This is a genomic window from Parerythrobacter aurantius (assembly GCF_045291475.1).
Taxonomy (GTDB): Bacteria; Pseudomonadota; Alphaproteobacteria; order Sphingomonadales; family Sphingomonadaceae; genus Parerythrobacter; species Parerythrobacter aurantius.
Genome location: NZ_CP147985.1, coordinates 383639 through 399609, shown reverse-complemented (window position 1 = coordinate 399609; position 15971 = coordinate 383639). Strand labels below are relative to the sequence as shown.

Below are 15971 nucleotides of genomic sequence, written 5' to 3'. Positions count from 1 at the left end.
GAGAGAGTCGCCCCAATGAAAGCATTCAAGACCGCCAGCCTCGCCCTTGCCGGCGTCGCCATGACCCTCGGTTCGGTGCTGGCCCCGCTGCCGGCCGTGGCCGGGCCGCAGAACCAGCCGACCGTGCCGCTGGAAGTATGGGCCCTGCGCGATGTGATCACTGCGGTGCAGGTGTCGCCCGACGGCAAGCACGTGCTGGTGCTCAAGAACGAAAGCCGCGAAGGGGAGAACATCCTCGAGATCTACGCCACCGGCGACATGTCGAAGCCGCTGCGTCGCCTCAATGCCAGCCCGATGGAACTGATCAGCGCGCGCTGGGTCAGCAACAACCATATCTTCGGTACGGCCTGGCAGGTGAAGCGCAGCGCGGTGAAGCGGCAGGAAGAAAACGTCCGCAGCTACGCCACCTATTCCTACAACCTTGAAAAGAACAAGTTCAACCAGGTCGAAGGCAACTTCAGCATCGTCAACACGCTGCCGGACGAACCTGATACCGTGCTGGTGCAAACCGGCCGCGGCGACAGCGACCTGACCGGCGTCGATCCCTTCGACGTCTTCCGGCCGCGGTCCTACTATCGCTACAATCTGGAAACCGGCGCGCGTACCCTCGTGCTTAAAGGCACGACAAAGTACCCCAACGCCGTTTTCGACGACAAGGGCAATCCGCGCTTCACCCAGGGGCAGGATCCGGACAACACCGTACGGACCTATTACCGCAAGCCGGGCGACGGGTCGTGGACGCAGTTCGGCGAAGTCATCGACCAGGACGATCCGACCCAGCTCTACCGCTTCCTCGGCGGTTTCCAGGGGCTGCAGGGCTTCGACCCGGACAACCCCAACATCGGCTACATCATCGAAGCCCGCAACGGCGATGACAAGGCCGCGCTGTGGGAGTTCAATTTCGATACCGGCGAATACACCCGCAAGCTGTTCCAGGCCGAGAATGCCGACGTGATGGGCATTGTGCAGAGCTCCATCCCGGGCGACGAGCGCCTGGTCGCGGCGATCTATCCTGGCGCCAAGATGGAATACCACTGGTTCGACGAGGAGGAAAAGGCGCTGTACGAACAGCTCGCCAAGCTGATCCCCAACGCCCACCAGTATCGCGTGACCAGTCGCTCGCTCGACGGCAACACCATGATCGTCCAGAACAGCGGGCCGCGCGATCCGGGCTCGTACTGGTTCATCAAGGACGGCAAGATCGCCAAGCTCGGCAGCGAGAACCCGCTGCTCAAGGCCGAACAGCTCTCGGACGTCGAATTCATCCGCTACCCTGCTCGCGACGGGATGATGATCCCGGGTTACGTGACCAAGCCCAAGGGCAAGGGTCCGTTCCCGCTGATCGTCCTGCCGCACGGTGGCCCGGCTGTCCCCGAAGTCATCGGCTACGACGAATGGGGCCAACTGCTCGCCAATGCGGGGTACATGGTGCTCCAGCCCGGCTACCGGCAGACCGTCGGCTGGGGGAAGAAGCATTTCGATGCCGCTTACGATCAGCACGGCTTCGCGATGCAGGACGACAAAGATGACGGTGCGCTCTACCTGGTGAAGCAGGGACTGGTCGATCCGGACCGGATTGCCATGTTCGGCTGGTCCTACGGCGGTTATGCGGCGCTCGTCGCGGCCCAGCGCGAGCAGAACATCTACCAGTGCGCTATCGCCGGCGCGGCGGTGTCGCGGGCCGATGTCTGGTACCGCGATGTCGTGAATGCCTATACGCCGAAGGCGCTGGACGACTGGTTCAAGACCCGCGGCGTCACGACCGGCATCCACCCCTATAACGATGTGGCGAAGACCAATATCCCGCTGCTGATGGTGCATGGCGACGTGGACAGCCGCGTGCTGTACTACCACATGAAGGACTTCAAGGATGCCGCCGACAAGGCCGGCAAGACCAATGTCCAGTACCTCACGCTGAAGGGTGCCGACCACTTCTACACGACGCTGATGTACGAACACCAGATGGCGTTCTACACCAAGATGCTGGACTACCTGGCGAACGATTGCGGCCCCGGCGGGCTCTGACGCACGCCTTGGTGCCGACAAAAAGGGGCGGAACCTCTGCGGTTCCGCCCCTTTCGTGTGCCTGTCGTGCGACGCGCGCTGCGGGTGATTACTCGATGCGCTTACCCTTGACGCCGATCTGGCCGTTGACGCGGATGAAGTAGCTGCCGACTGCTGCCTTCTTGAGCACCACGGTCTGGCCCGGCTGCGGCGGGCGCCAACCCATCTTGGTTTCGGAGATCCGCCACACGGATCCTTCGGCGGTGGTGAAAATCCACGCCTCGCGGCCCTCGCGGCGCACACTTGCGATCGTCGTCTCGAGTTCGTCCAGTTCCTGCGAATTGTCGCCGAACAGCTTGATCTTGGGCAGGCTGAAACCGAACAGTCCGCGCTTTGCTTCCTCGACATCGGCCTTCTCGACCACCTGCAGCGTGCCCTGCTCGGTCGCGGCGATGACTGAGCCGACTTCCCGGTCGTAGCAGGCCAGTCGCTCCGTAGGTTCGGCAATCGCACGGCAATTGCGCAGCTGCGCGATCGTGTCGTCGCTGTTCGGGACGACCGGGTCCTGCGCCGACAGGGCGGGGGGGATCAGGAGCGCTGCGGTTGCGAGCGCGGCGATGGGGATGGTTCGCGACATGGTTCCTCCGGATTCAGGCGGTCCGAGTGCCATACTGTGGCACCCCCGCCAACAGCTAGTTCCAACTGTAACTTCAAAGTCACACACTGCGGCGCATTGCGCGAACGGGCTGTTTCCCGATTGAAGCGACCCTTGGCCGTGGCCTAGAGGCGCATCATTCGGATAACTGTGTCCGAAGGACCAACCGTGCAAGGCGTGCCCAAGGTGGGCACGCGGGATCAAGGGGATTGGAATGTCCAACCGTTTTACGAAGGCGTCATTGCTTACCGGTACCGTAATGGCCGGTGCGATGCTCGCCACTCCGGCCTACGCCCAGGACGAGGCTGCTGCCGAAGAGAGCGAACTGATCGTTGTCACCGGCTCGCGCATCGCCCAGCGTAACGTCGAAACCGCCGCTCCGATCGCAGTGGTGCAGGACGAAGAGTTCAAGCTCTCCGGCACCGTCAACGTCGAAAACGTCGTCAACACCCTGCCGCAGGTCGTTCCGGGCTTCACCTCGAACTCGAACAACCCCGGCACCGGCACCGCCACGCTGAACCTGCGCGGCCTCGGCTCGACCCGCACGATGGTGCTGGTCAACGGCCGCCGCTGGATGTTCTACGATACCGCCCAGATCGTCGACCTCAACACCATCCCGTCGTTCCTGCTCGACAGCGTCGACGTGGTGACCGGTGGTGCGTCGGCCGTGTACGGCTCGGACGCGCTTTCGGGCGTCGTGAACTTCCGCCTGAAGGACGTCGAAGGCGTCGAGCTGGGCGGCCAGTACTCGCTGACCCAGGAAGGTGACGGCGCGCGTTACAACCTGTTCGGCGCGATCGGCACCTCGTTCGACGACGGCCGCGGCAGCGCCACGGTTTACGCCGAATACTACAACCGCCAGGAAATCTTCCAGGGCGACCGTGCGTTCTCGAACTTCGCCCTCGGCGGTGAAGGCCCGGGCAACGGCGGCCTGACCCAGCGCCAGTTCGGTTCGTCGACCCTGCCGAACGGCGTCATCCGCTACTTCGGCAACGGCGTTCGTACCGGCACCGATTTCGCTGCCAACCGTGCCGTCGTGTTCGACACCCCGGGCAACTTCCGCCCGCGCGCCGGCGACACCTACAACTACGCTCCGGTCAACTACCTGCAGATCCCGCAGGAACGTTACCTGATCGGTGGTTATGCCGACTACGAATTCTCGGACGGTCACGAGTTCTACACCGAGGTTTCGTTCGTCAACAACCGTGTTGCCGGCGAACTCGCCGCCACCCCGGTGACCGGCACGTTCAACGTGAACCTCGCCACCATCCAGCCGTTCATTTCGGCCGCCGACTTCGCCCAGCTGGTGCAGCTCGACGCAACCGAAACCGGCACTGGCGCTTCGGCTCCGGGCAATGGCCAGCTCTCGCTGTTCCTGCAGCGTCGTACCGTAGAATCCGGTTCGCGCAACACGCTCGACGAGCGTAACGCGTTCCGCGTCCTCGGCGGTGTCCGCGGCGGCATCACCGACTGGCTGAACTACGATGCCTACTACATGTATGCACGTACCCGTAACTCGAACATCCAGCGCGGCAACATCTCGCGTTCGGCGTTCCAGCGGGGCCTCGACGGTACCGATCCGGCGATCAACATCTTCGGCCCGAACACGCTGACCCAGGCGATGGTCGACCAGATCTCGATCCTCGCCCAGAACAGCGACATCTCGACCCTCGAAGTTGCCAACGCGGCCCTCTCGGGCTTCCTCGGCGACATCGGCGGCGGCGATATCGGCTTCGCGCTCGGTGCAGAATACCGCCGCGTTGCGTCGCAGTTCATTCCGGACACCGCGCTCGCCTCGGGCGACGTGATCGGCTTCAACGCGGGTGACCCGACCGAAGGTTCGTACAGCGTCAAGGAGCTCTTCGCCGAGCTCAACGTTCCGCTGATCGAAACCGACTCGGGCCTCCGTCTCGAAGTCACCGGTGCAGGCCGCTACTCCGACTACTCGCTCGATGCGGTTGGCGGCGTGTGGACCTATGCCGGCGGCGTCGAGTTCTCGCCGATCCCGGACATCACCCTGCGTGGTCAGTATCAGCGCGCCGTTCGCGCCCCGAACGTGGGCGAACTGTTCGGCGGCCAGTCGATCGGCTTCCCCGGTGCGACCGATCCGTGTTCGCGCGCTGCTGCGGCGGCTCCGGGCACGCTGCGTAACCTCTGCTTGGCCAATGGCGTCCCGGCTGCCTCCTTGGGCACCGCTGGCATCCAGCTGAATGCGCAGATCCCGGCGTTCTTCGGCGGCAACCCGAACCTGCAGGAAGAAACCTCGGACAGCTGGACTGCCGGCATCGTGCTGCAGCCCTCGTTCATCCCGGGCCTGCAGATCACGGCCGACTACTTCGACATCAAGATCGATGATGCTATCACCACGATCTCGTTGCAGCAGTCGTTCGAACTGTGCTTCGACCAGGTGCAGGATGCCACCTCGGTCGTCTGTGCACCGTTCTTCGCCAACGGCCCGATCCGCAACGCGGGCGGCCAGATCGTCGAAGCCTTCGCACCGGCACTGGGCGGCCAGAACGTTGCTACGCTCTCGACCTCGGGTGTCGACCTTCAGGTCGTCTATTCGACCAGCCTGCCGTTCTCGCTGCTCACCGACACCGGCGAGCAGACCCTGAACCTCAGCTTCCTGGGTACCTGGACCGAAAGCAACGCTTTCGAAGCCTTCCCGGGCGCTGACATTCTCGAGTGCGCTGGCCAGTTCGGTGCCAACTGCGGCGAGCCGAATGCGAGCTACAAGTGGACGACCCGTGCGTCGTTCGTCGATGGCCCGCTGACGACCTCGATCCGCTGGCGTCACCTGAGCGCGGTTGACGACGACGATCCGGATACCGACTACGCAGCCCTCAACGGCTCGGAGCGTATCCCGGCATACGACCTGATCGACCTGACCTTCTCGTACGACGTGAACGAGCAGGTGACCGTGGCCTTCGGTGTGAACAACCTGTTCGACACCCTGCCGCAGGCACCCGAGTTCGCGAACGGCGGTATCGTTGTCTCGAACCCGAACAACGGCACCCGCCTCGGCGACAACCAGGAACAGGCCAACACCTACCCGAGCACCTACGACGTGCTGGGCCGTGACTTCTTCGCTTCGGTGAACTTCAAGTTCTAAGACGCGCGTCACGCGACACGAAAAACGGGCGGTGGAGCTTCGGCTCCGCCGCCCTTTTTCTTTGCTATGGAGGAAGACGATGGAGCGCTGACGGCGGTCGCGGCAGCGGTGCGACGCTGGGATCCTTAGTCCCGAATTCGTCGAATGCGACGTTGGTATCGTGGTCAGGTTGCGGTGGTCTGGATGCGAAAATCGGCAAAGGGTTCCTTGCCGCCTTCTTCACCGAGCTGTTCCTGTGAAACCGGCCTCAGGCCGGCGCGCGTGAAGGCTTGCGCCAGCCGGAACTCGTCGGCTGTTACCCGGCAGGCGCCTTCAAGCGAGTCTATCCGACCGATCTCGTTGCGGGCCTGTTCGGAAATGAGATCGAGCGTTTGGGCGATCTGGCCTGCCGGGACGGTGCCGGGCATGACGAGCGTACGCCGCACTGCCTCTGCAATTTCCCATGCCGCCGACTGTGGTCCGAACCGTTGCGAGGCCTCGGTCACGATTTCTCCGATGGCCGCAGGTGTTGCTGCAAAGGCATGACCGCGTGCTTCGAGGGTCCGCTGCGCGACCGCGAACAGCGATTTGCGGTCGAACAGCCAGCCGATCTGCATCCGCCGCTTGCAGTTATGCGCCATGATGGGGCCGTCGAGACGGTGGGTCAGCAGGGCGGCCCGTCCGCCGGGTTGGAGAACGCGGGCGATTTCCCCGGCGGTGAGTTCGATCCGGCTGTATTCGAAGCCGAACTGGCTGACGACGGCCCCGAAAGCGGCATCGGGAAAGGGCAATTCCTCCATCGGAACGCCGCCGGTCGAGGTCGTGCCGGCGGGCGGGTCGGGCAGCTGCGGTGCCAGGTCGACCCCTTCGACTGCGATGTCGGGCCGCGCCTCCTTCAGCCAGCCCATGACCCTGCCATCGCCGGTAGCGAGGTCGAGCACGCGGCATTCCTGCGGCAGGTCCTGCGCGAAGCGGGTCCATACCGCGCGCTGCGCTGCCTCGATTGCGCCCCAGCCATCAGGAAGGCACCCGCCGCCACCGCGCGCCTGCTGGCGGGCCCAGAAATCGCCCCACGCCTTGTTTTGGTTCTCGCTCATCGGGACGGTCCTACACCCGTTACCACGTCGAAGGCGACCGTCATTCGGGTGCCAGAGCCGAAGGGTGTGGTGCCGTGATACAGCGTGCTGGGAAAGAGCGCGAGATGCCCTTCGCGGGGCTCGATGACCTCTACCGGACCGAGATCGAGCCGCAGGTCCGGCGCCGGCCTCCCGACTTCGAGTGCGCCGTCGCCGTCAGCGCGGCCTTCGGGCAGCACCAGGTAACAGGCCGAACTCACGATGCCCTGCGGATGGATATGTGCGGTGTGATGATCGCCGCCGCCCAGCAGGCGGACCGACCATGACCCGTGCAGCCGCCAAGGCGCGTCGCGATGGCGCAGCAGCGGGTGGGCCGCATCGGCCGGAGGCAGCTGCGCGCGATAGAGCTCCAGCGTCTCCCGTATCGCGCGGTGCAGCGCTGCGAATTCGGGCTCCATCCGGTCGAACAGTATCCCGCGCGTCTGCGTTCCCCCGCGCAGCGATTGCCCCAGCGGCATGGGCGAGGCGTCGTGCAATTCGTGCAGCCGCGCTATCGCCGGGGCCAGCACGGATTGCGCATCGGCCAGCGGGAGCAGCGCAACGAGGCCGCCCTGGCCATGCAGCCACTCGGCACGTGCGTCCCCTGCGAGCCGCCAGGCTATGCCGCGCAGCGCCCAGCCGCCGATATCCCAGGGTCGTTCGTCGAGCACGAGGTCCAGTAGGGCCAGGGCCTGTCCGACCTCGTGCCGCCGCAGCCGGTGGCGCGCCTCCTGCAGCCAGCGATCCGCGCCCTCCAGCGATAGCCCGGCGAATATCCGCTCGGCCCGATCGTCGTCGCCCGCCGCGCCGCCATTGACCGCTTCCAGCAAGGCGAACTGCGGCGCTCCGGGGAAGCGCGCCTTCGCCTCCGCCGCGACCTCGGCAGCTTCGGCGGCGAGGTCGAGGCCGGCAAGTGTCGCCACATGGTCGACAGGGATGGCCGGATCGCTGGGCACACGGCGGGCCGCCTCGCCGTAATGCGATGCCCAGTCGCGTTCCCCCGCGGCATGGCGCAACTGGGCAAGGAAGCGCAGCCCTTCGAGCCATTGCGGCGCCTGTTCGACCAGTTGCAGCGCGATGTCGCGTGCAGCGGCCGTATCCCCGGCGACGTCCAGCGCCTGCGCCCGGGCGAGCCAGAGGTCCGCTTCCCCCGGATTGGCGGCGAGGGCCGCATCGACCCGGGCGAGGGCGCCGGGCTCGCCGCGCTCGAGAGCCGTCCGCGCCCGCCCGTGAAGCGCGCGCAGGTGGAGCGGATCGAGGGCAAGGCAGGCATCGTACCAACGCGCCGCGCCGCCCGGGTTGCCCGCCGCCCGTTCTGCCGCCGCGCGGGCGGAGCAATAGCGCGGCGCCCGCGCCCCTGTGGCCTGAAAGGGGGCCAGCACTTTCACCGCCTCCTCGCCCCGGCCCGCGCCGGTGAGGGCGATGGCGAGGTTCAGTGCGAAATCGAGCGCGCCAGGACGGGCCTGCAACGCCGCCGCAAAATACGGCGCCGCGTCCTGCGGCCGGCCCCGGCGCATGGCCAGATTGCCGGCGCTGTTGAGCAGGTCCGCATCGCCCGGAAACACAGCCAGCGCCTGTCCGATAAGAGCGGCGGCACCGGCGGCATCACCGCCGCGTTCGGCCGCCATGGCACGTTCGTGCCACTGCCGGGGCGTCGCCGCGCTCACCTGTCGCGGAGCCAGCCGGTGATGGCATAGCGGCCCAGCGGCGCAAAGGGCGCCACCATGCTGACCGAATGGGGCTGCGGCACCAGCAGCATGTTGAGCGTGTTGAAGCGCGGCAGGAACCCCTGGGTGATGTTGCCCTTGTCATCGAAGAACTGGAGGTACCCGCCCCAGTCGGGCTTCCACCCGTCGATCGTGAAGTTCATCACGTAAGCGACCTTCCAGCCTTCGGCGACATGGCTGTCGATATGCAGGCCGAGGAATTGCGCCTTGGCAAACAGCGTGGCCTGCCCGTCGGCCTTCACCAGGTCGGGAAAACCGGTGATGTCCCGCGCCAGCTGGAGGAAATCCGGGGCATTGATGTATTCGAGGATCAGCTCGTGCGGGCTGCCCGGGGCCCAGCCTTCCTGGATCGCCTGCAGGATGGGATACTGGGCGTAACGGAAGGCATAGTCGCCGCGGCCCGCCGCTGCATCGGTCGCCGCGCCGAGCGCCTGCGCCCGCCGTTGGCCCTCGGGCGTCCCCATGTCGCGCGGCAGCACCTGCTGGGCGCCGTCGAATTCGCTGCCTTCGGCCTGCATGGCAAGTCCCCACGGGGTGGCTTGTTGCAGGATGGCGCGGATTTCCTCGGCCGTTTCGCGGGTCAGGAAATCGTGAACCTGCACGCGCGTGTCCCGCCGGAACCGTGCCGCCAGCTCCTCCCGGTCGAGGTGCGGATTAATTTCGAAGAGTTTCCTGGTCATGATCCACACCCGCTTTATTCCGATGGCCCGTGAGTTGGCAACCGCCGGGGCGACCGCCGGCGCGACCGGGCCGGGTGCCGGTCCAGCGCGCGGGACAATGCCGGTTGACGCAAACGTAAGGTCACCCTAGGCCCGTGGCAAATCGAAACGTTTGAGGAGAGACTCGATGCCAGCCGCCTATATCGTCGATGCCGTGCGCACGGCCGGGGGCCGCCGCGGCGGCCGCCTCGCCGGTATCCACCCCGTCGATCTCGCCGCCCGCAGCCTCGACGCCATTGTCGAGCGGAGCGGCATCGACCCCAAGGCCATCGACGATGTCATCATGGGCTGCGTCAGCCAGGGTGGCGAACAGGCGATGCAGGTCGGCCGCAATGCCGTCCTCGCCAGCAAGCATCTGGGAGAAAGCACGCCTGCGGTCACCATCGACCGCCAGTGCGGTTCCAGCCAGCAGGCGATCCAGTTCGCGGCGCAGGCGGTGATGAGCGGGACGCAGGATGCCGTCATTGCCGCGGGCGTCGAGAGCATGACCCGCGTGCCGATGGGTTCGACCGCGATGTTCCACATGAAGGAAGGGCTGGGCAACTACAAGTCGCCGGGCCTCGAGGAGAAGTACCCGGGCATCCAGTGGTCCCAGTTCATGGGCGCGGAGATGATCGTGAAGAAGCACGGCTTCACCAAGGAAGATCTCGACCGGTTCGGCCTTGCCAGCCACGAGAAGGCCATTGCCGCGACCAATGCCGGCGCCTTCGGCAACGAGATCATCCCGATCACCATCGAAACGCCCGAAGGGACCGAGCAGCACACCGTCGACGAAGGCATCCGCTTCGATGCGACCTATGGAAGCATTGCCGGCGTCAAGCTGCTGAACCCCGAAGGGACCATCACGGCGGCCACCTCCAGCCAGATCTGCGACGGTTCTTCGGCGGTGCTGGTCGTCAACGAGGAAACCCTGAAGCGCCACAACCTCACTCCGCTGGCGCGGATCGTGAACCTCACCGTTACTGCGGGCGATCCGGTCATCATGCTGGAAGAACCGCTGTTCGCCACCGACCGCGCGCTGGAACGTGCCGGCATGAAGATCGGCGATATCGACCTGTACGAAGTCAACGAAGCCTTTTCCCCGGTGCCGCTGGCCTGGCTCAAGCACACCGGTGCCGATCCGGAACGGCTCAATGTCCACGGCGGCGCGATCGCGCTCGGCCACCCGCTCGGCGCGTCGGGCACCAAGCTGATGGCGACGCTGGTCCATGGCCTCCACCGTCACGGCAAGAAGTATGGCCTGCAGACGATGTGCGAAGGCGGCGGTGTCGCCAATGTGACCATCATCGAACGCGTCTAAGTTTCAGTATCTGAGAGGAAAACCGATGGAAGTTTCAGCCAATACCCCCGCCGTCGTGACAGGTGGTGCCTCGGGCCTCGGCGCCGCCACCGCCCGCGCGCTCGCCGCCAAGGGTGCCAAGGTCGCCATCTTCGACATGAACGAGGAAAAGGGCAACGCCATGGCCGCCGAGCTCGGCGGGGTGTTCTGCAAGGTCAACGTTATGAGCGACGAGGACGTCGATGCCGGCTTCGCCAAGGCGCGCGAGGCGCATGGCCAGGAACGCATCCTCGTCAACTGCGCAGGGATCGGCAATGCCATCAAGACGGCCAGCCGCAGCAAGGAAGACGGCAGCATCAAGCACTTCCCGATCTCGGCTTTCGATTTCGTGATCCAAGTGAACCTGATCGGCACCTTCCGCTGCATCGCCAAGTCGGCGGCCGGGATGCTGACGCTCGACCCGCTCGACGAGTTTGGCGAGCGCGGCGCCATCGTCAACACGGCGTCGGTCGCCGGTGAAGACGGCCAGATCGGCCAGGCGGCCTACTCGGCCTCGAAAGCCGGTGTCATCGGCATGACCCTGCCGATCGCGCGCGACCTGATGAACGAAGGCATTCGCGTGAACACCATCCTGCCGGGCATTTTCGACACCCCGCTGCTCGCCGCCGCGCCGCAGAACGTGCGCGACGCGCTGGCCGCCTCGGTACCGTTCCCCAAGCGTCTCGGCATCCCGACCGAATACGCCAAGCTTGCGATGTGCATGATCGAGACCGGCTACTTCAACGGCGAGGACGTCCGTCTCGACGGCGCCATTCGCATGGCCCCGCGCTAAGCCACGATCAGTCCGCAATGGACATAAAAGCGCCGCCTGCCGACATCGGGCGGGCGGCGTTTTCTGTTTCCGTAGCCGGCGTTCAGCCAGCGGTCTGCATCAGTGTCACCTTGCCGACCCACTCGTCCTGCTCTGCCGCGTCGGCGAGCAGCATGGCGACATCGCCGCGTGCCGCCTTGGCGCTCGGATCGACTGCATCGCCCAGGATCACGTCGCCCGTCGGCCCTTCGTCAGTGAGGCTGACCGGACGCAGGATCGCATAATCGAGGCTGCTGTCCATGAGCCGCTCGTCGGCGGCATGCTTGGCTTCGAGATAATGCCTCAGCTCGCTGTCGGGAGGCGGATTGTCGGCGCCGACCGAGCTAAGCATGACGAACCGCTTCACACCGGTCTGCTCGGCGATCTCGATCAGTCGGATCGCGCCGTCGCGGTCGACCTTGTCGGTCATTTCCTCGCTCGTGCCGCCGCCCGATCCGGCGGCGAAAATCACCACTTCGCAGCCCTCCGTCACGCTCGGATCGAGATCGGTAAGGTCGCCCACGCGCTGGCGGGCCGCCTCTGGCAAACCCTCGGTGTCCGAGCTTTCCCGAACCAGCGCCACGGGAGTGTGGCCGCGCTCGGCCAGTTCGCGGGTCAGCCTGAGGCCGGTATTGCCGGTCGCTCCGGCGATAAGGATATTCATGGGTGGTCTCCAGATTGTTGGGGGGCCCGATCAGGGCAGGAAGATCGCCTTAGCGTTCACGAACTCGCGCATTCCAAATCCGCCGTGTTCGCGGCCGTAGCCGCTGTCCTTGACCCCGCCGAAGGGCATGTTGGGGTCGGCTGCGCCGAACGAATTGATCCGCACCATGCCCGTATCGAAATGGTCGCGAGCGAGGCGAATGGCCTTCTCCTCGTCGGTGGTGAAGATCCCGCCTCCGAGGCCATAGCGGCTGTCGTTGGCAATGCGCATCGCGTCTTCGTCGTCCTTCGCCCTGATGATCGAGGCCACCGGACCGAACAGCTCATCATCGTAGGCCGGGGTCCCGGGCTTGCAGTCGGCGAGCACGGTGGCCGGATAATACCATCCTTCGGGATCCTCCTCGGGGTTGCCACCGCATAGCAGGGTGCAGCCGCCCGCAATGCTCTTGCCCACCTGCTCGACCAGCGTGTCAAACTGCTCCTTGCTCGAGACCGGGCCGAGCTGGGTATCCTCCGCAGTCGGATCTCCCATCTTCGTAGAATTCATCCGCTCGACGAAGCCGTCGACGAAGCGGTCGTACACCGCCTCGGTCACGACGAAGCGCTTGGCCGAGACGCAGGTTTCACCATTGTTGTAGAGGCGGCCCGTGACGCAGGTCTTCACCGCGAGATCTACATCGGCATCCTCCAGCACAAGATAGGCATCGTTGGAGCCCAGCTCGAGCACGGTCTTCTTGAGTGCTTCGGCGGCGGTCTTGCCGATGTGTCGACCCGCGCCGTCACTGCCGGTCATGGTCACGCCCCGGATCCTGTCATGGGCGATGATCGCATCGGAGGTGTCGTGATCGACCAGCACCACGTCGAACAGGCCTTCGGGCAGCCCTGCTTCGAGGCATAGGTCGCGCAGCAGCAACCCGCTGCCGGTGCAGATGGAGGCGTGCTTCAGGATGCAAGCATTGCCCGCCATCGCGTTGGCGGCCAGCACCCGAACTGGCTGATACAGCGGGAAATTCCACGGCTGGATCGAATAGATAACCCCGATCGGCGCATAGGTCACGATGCCGCGCTTCTGGCCACCTGAATGCCGGCGCTCCTCGTCGGCGAGCACCGTTGCGCCATTGTCGGCGCTGTATTCGAAGATGCGGGCGCAGATTTCGACTTCAGTCTTGCCGTCGCGCAGAAGTTTGCCGGTTTCGCGCGTCATGAGTGCGCTGATGCGGTCGGAATTGTCACGCAACACTGTTGCGATCTGGCGCAATATTGCCCCGCGATCGCCGAAGCCGCGCTGCCTCCAGTCGAGGTAGGACTCATGAGCCGCATCAATCTTGGCGAAGGCGGTCTCGCGCGACATGAGCTCGTAGGTTGCGATATCCTCGCCTGTGGCGGGATTGTTGGTCGTTATGTGGGGCACGGTTTACCTTGATTGCGTGAATGGGCTTCACGCAATGAACCGCTCCCGACACGGGGCGGTTCCGAGAAGGGCCTCCGGGCCCACTTTCTTTTGCTTGCATTTGTAGCTGCCGACGTGCTCCACCCTCTGGAACGAGAGGAAAGTCAAACGAGCATGTCCTTTACCCAGATCAGCCTCGATATCGCCGAAGGCATCGCCACCGTCACGCTCAACCGGCCCCAAAAGATGAATGCCTTCACCGGCACGATGATGAACGAGATCATCGCCGCGATGGACGATATCGATGCCGACGACGATGTGCGGGCGGTAATCTTCACCGGCGCCGGCGACCGGGCCTTCTGCGCGGGGGCGGACCTGACGCCGGAAGGCGGTGGCAGGGTCTTCTCCGACCCAACCGAAGTGGCCGACCTTTCCGACGAGCGCGTCCGTGACGGCGGCGGTCGGCTGACGCTGCGGCTGTTCGACAGCACCAAGCCGCTGATCAGCGCCTGCAACGGCGTGGCGGTGGGCGTGGGCATTACCATGCAACTGCCGATGGATATCCGCCTCGCCTCGGACAACGCCCGCTACGGCTTCGTCTTTGCCCGGCGCGGGATCGTGCCCGAAGCGGCCTCAAGCTGGTTCCTGCCGCGCCTGGTCGGCGTGCAGCAGGCGCTCGAATGGTGTTATTCGGGCAGGGTGTTCGATGCGCAGGAAGCGCTTGCCGGGCGGCTGGTGCGCTCTGTCCACCCGCAGGCCGAACTGATGGATGTGGCCCGAGGCCTTGCGCGCGAGATTGCCGACAATACCTCCGCCGTCTCCGTCGCCATGACCCGGGCGATGATGTGGCGCCTGCCGAGTGAGGACCACCCGATGGGCGCGCACCGGATCGACAGCCGGGCGATCTACCGCCTGTCGCGCGGCAAGGATGCCGCCGAAGGCATCGCCAGCTTCCTCGAAAAGCGCGAGCCCGCCTATCCCGGTCGGCCGAGCAAGGATATGCCCGACTTCTATCCGTGGTGGCAGGAGCCCGAATACAAGTGAGCAGGAAGATTGCGAAAGGCTGGCATATCGGCGTCCTCGGCGGCTCGGGCTTGTACGAAGGCATCGCGCTGGAGGAACAGCAGGTCATCGAAGTGGCATCGCCTTTCGGAGAGCCGTCCGGACCGGTGACGACCGGCCGGATCGGCAATGTGAAGCTGACCTTCATGGCGCGGCACGGGGCAGGGCATCCGCTCAGTCCCGACAGCGTCAACTATCGCGCCAATATCGACGTGATGAAGCGCTGCGGCGTCACCGACCTGCTGGCAATCAGCGCCATCGGTTCCTTGCGCGAGGAAATGGCGCCTGGCAGCTTCGTTGCGGTGGACCAGTTCATCGACCGGACCAATGGGAGTTTTGGGGGGCGCCGAAGCAGCTTCTTCGGCGAGGGGCTGGTGGCCCATGTTGCGCTGGCGGATCCTGTATGCGCGCGGCTGTCCGCCCTCGCAGCCGATGCGGCCGAAGCGGCGGGAGCGAAGGTCCATCGCGGCGGCACCTATGTGGCGATGGAAGGCCCGCAGTTCTCGACCCGCGCCGAAAGCCGGATGTACCGGGCCTGGGGCGGGGACGTGATCGGCATGACCGGCATGCCCGAGGCGAAGCTCGCCCGCGAGGCGGAGCTGCCCTACGCCATGCTTGCCATGGTCACCGATTACGACAGCTGGCGCGATGAGGAAGCAGGGGTCGAGACCGCCGATATCCTCAAGGTGCTGAACGACAATGCGCAGATGGCGCGCAATGCCTTGCAGCACCTGGTCGCAATGCTGCCCAAGGCACGCGAGGCAAGCCCGCACGACACCGCGTTGCAATATGCCATCATCACCGCGCCCGAGCAGCGCGACAGGGCATTGATGGCCAAGCTCGATGCCGTCGCCGGGCGCGTCTTGGGATAACGCATTGCTCGGCTTGCCAGAGGCGATGGTTTCCCTAGAAACTATCCAAATGGCGACCAAACCGAGAAATCACCCGGTACTGGCGGACTTTCTGCCCTACCAGCTGTCCATCGCATCGAATGCGGTCAGCGGCCGCATTGCGGAGCTGTACCAGGCCCGGTTCGACCTTCGCATCGCCGAATGGCGGATCATGGCCGTGCTGGGCGAGGCAGAGGCCCGCACCCAGCGCGAACTGGCTGCTCTGACGCTGATGGACAAGGTCGCGGTCAACCGCGCTTGCAAGGTCCTCGAAAGCCGCGGGCTCGTCGGGCGCAAACCCAATGCGCAGGATGGTCGTTCGCACCATGTCGCGCTGACCGCTGCGGGACGGGCGATCTACGGCCAGATCATGCCCCTGGCCCGCGACCTCGAGGGCCAATTGCTCGAACCGTTCAGCGCCGCCGAACGAAAGGTGCTGCGCGACCTGCTGGCGCGGTTGCGCACGGCTGCCGGCGGAATCGAAGCGGCGGAAGGCTGAACCGCCTCCCGCCGCCGGATTGCCCTT

At 65.3% G+C, this 15971-nt stretch carries 13 protein-coding genes; 7 read left to right on the top strand and 6 right to left on the bottom strand.

What is annotated here, in order from left to right; translation table 11 throughout:
* Nucleotides 1-15 precede the first annotated feature (15 nt).
* On the top strand, nt 16-2025 hold the full coding sequence (locus WAB17_RS02055; protein WP_435418385.1) for an alpha/beta hydrolase family protein: 2010 nt from the start codon (nt 16-18) through the stop codon (nt 2023-2025).
* Between the two features lie 88 nt (nt 2026-2113).
* On the opposite strand, the gene WAB17_RS02050 is transcribed toward WAB17_RS02055, so the two are convergent.
* Nucleotides 2114-2641 (bottom strand): hypothetical protein, encoded by a 528-nt coding sequence (locus WAB17_RS02050; protein ID WP_435418384.1) that lies wholly within the window; start codon nt 2639-2641, stop codon nt 2114-2116.
* 232 nt (nt 2642-2873) lie between these two features.
* On the opposite strand from WAB17_RS02050, the gene WAB17_RS02045 reads away from it, so the two are divergent.
* Nucleotides 2874-5771 (top strand): TonB-dependent receptor domain-containing protein, encoded by a 2898-nt coding sequence (locus WAB17_RS02045; RefSeq protein WP_435418383.1) that lies wholly within the window; start codon nt 2874-2876, stop codon nt 5769-5771.
* Between the two features lie 164 nt (nt 5772-5935).
* On the opposite strand, the gene WAB17_RS02040 is transcribed toward WAB17_RS02045, so the two are convergent.
* Genes WAB17_RS02040 through WAB17_RS02030 form a run of 3 tightly spaced genes read right to left on the bottom strand, consistent with a single transcriptional unit; the run spans nt 5936 to nt 9272 of the window.
* On the bottom strand, nt 5936-6847 hold the full coding sequence (locus tag WAB17_RS02040; RefSeq protein ID WP_435418382.1) for a class I SAM-dependent methyltransferase: 912 nt from the start codon (nt 6845-6847) through the stop codon (nt 5936-5938).
* On the bottom strand, nt 6844-8532 hold the full coding sequence (locus tag WAB17_RS02035; RefSeq protein WP_435418381.1) for a putative 2OG-Fe(II) oxygenase: 1689 nt from the start codon (nt 8530-8532) through the stop codon (nt 6844-6846). Before WAB17_RS02035 ends, WAB17_RS02040 begins: the two co-directional genes overlap by 4 nt.
* Nucleotides 8529-9272 carry a 2OG-Fe(II) oxygenase gene (locus WAB17_RS02030; protein ID WP_435418380.1) on the bottom strand — a complete coding sequence of 248 codons (744 nt, stop codon included), beginning with the start codon at nt 9270-9272 and terminating at the stop codon, nt 8529-8531. Before WAB17_RS02030 ends, WAB17_RS02035 begins: the two co-directional genes overlap by 4 nt.
* A gap of 166 nt (nt 9273-9438) precedes the next feature.
* On the opposite strand from WAB17_RS02030, the gene WAB17_RS02025 reads away from it, so the two are divergent.
* Complete coding sequence (locus tag WAB17_RS02025; RefSeq protein ID WP_435418379.1) at nt 9439-10611, top strand: acetyl-CoA C-acetyltransferase; 1173 nt, start codon at nt 9439-9441, stop codon at nt 10609-10611.
* Between the two features lie 25 nt (nt 10612-10636).
* The gene (locus WAB17_RS02020; RefSeq protein WP_435418378.1) at nt 10637-11422 is read left to right on the top strand and encodes an SDR family NAD(P)-dependent oxidoreductase; all 786 of its coding nucleotides are present in this window, start codon (nt 10637-10639) and stop codon (nt 11420-11422) included.
* A gap of 82 nt (nt 11423-11504) precedes the next feature.
* On the opposite strand, the gene WAB17_RS02015 is transcribed toward WAB17_RS02020, so the two are convergent.
* Together WAB17_RS02015 and WAB17_RS02010 are read right to left on the bottom strand one after the other, a co-directional pair.
* Nucleotides 11505-12104, bottom strand: coding sequence for an SDR family oxidoreductase (locus tag WAB17_RS02015; protein ID WP_435418377.1), 600 nt, complete (start codon nt 12102-12104; stop codon nt 11505-11507).
* Nucleotides 12105-12134: 30 nt separating this feature from the next.
* Nucleotides 12135-13514: an NAD-dependent succinate-semialdehyde dehydrogenase gene (locus WAB17_RS02010; protein ID WP_435418376.1), complete on the bottom strand. Its 1380-nt coding sequence runs from the start codon at nt 13512-13514 to the stop codon at nt 12135-12137.
* Nucleotides 13515-13667: 153 nt separating this feature from the next.
* Between WAB17_RS02010 and WAB17_RS02005 the strand changes: the two genes are divergently transcribed.
* From WAB17_RS02005 to WAB17_RS01995, 3 genes are read left to right on the top strand one after another with little or no spacing between them, the layout of a single operon-like run.
* Nucleotides 13668-14537: a crotonase/enoyl-CoA hydratase family protein gene (locus WAB17_RS02005; RefSeq protein ID WP_435418375.1), complete on the top strand. Its 870-nt coding sequence runs from the start codon at nt 13668-13670 to the stop codon at nt 14535-14537.
* Nucleotides 14534-15427, top strand: coding sequence for an S-methyl-5'-thioadenosine phosphorylase (locus tag WAB17_RS02000; RefSeq protein WP_435418374.1), 894 nt, complete (start codon nt 14534-14536; stop codon nt 15425-15427). The genes WAB17_RS02005 and WAB17_RS02000 overlap by 4 nt, the downstream gene beginning before the upstream one ends.
* A 49-nt stretch (nt 15428-15476) precedes the next feature.
* Nucleotides 15477-15944, top strand: a complete 468-nt coding sequence (locus WAB17_RS01995; RefSeq protein WP_435418373.1) for a MarR family winged helix-turn-helix transcriptional regulator — start codon at nt 15477-15479, stop codon at nt 15942-15944.
* The last annotated feature ends 27 nt before the right edge of the window (nt 15945-15971 follow it).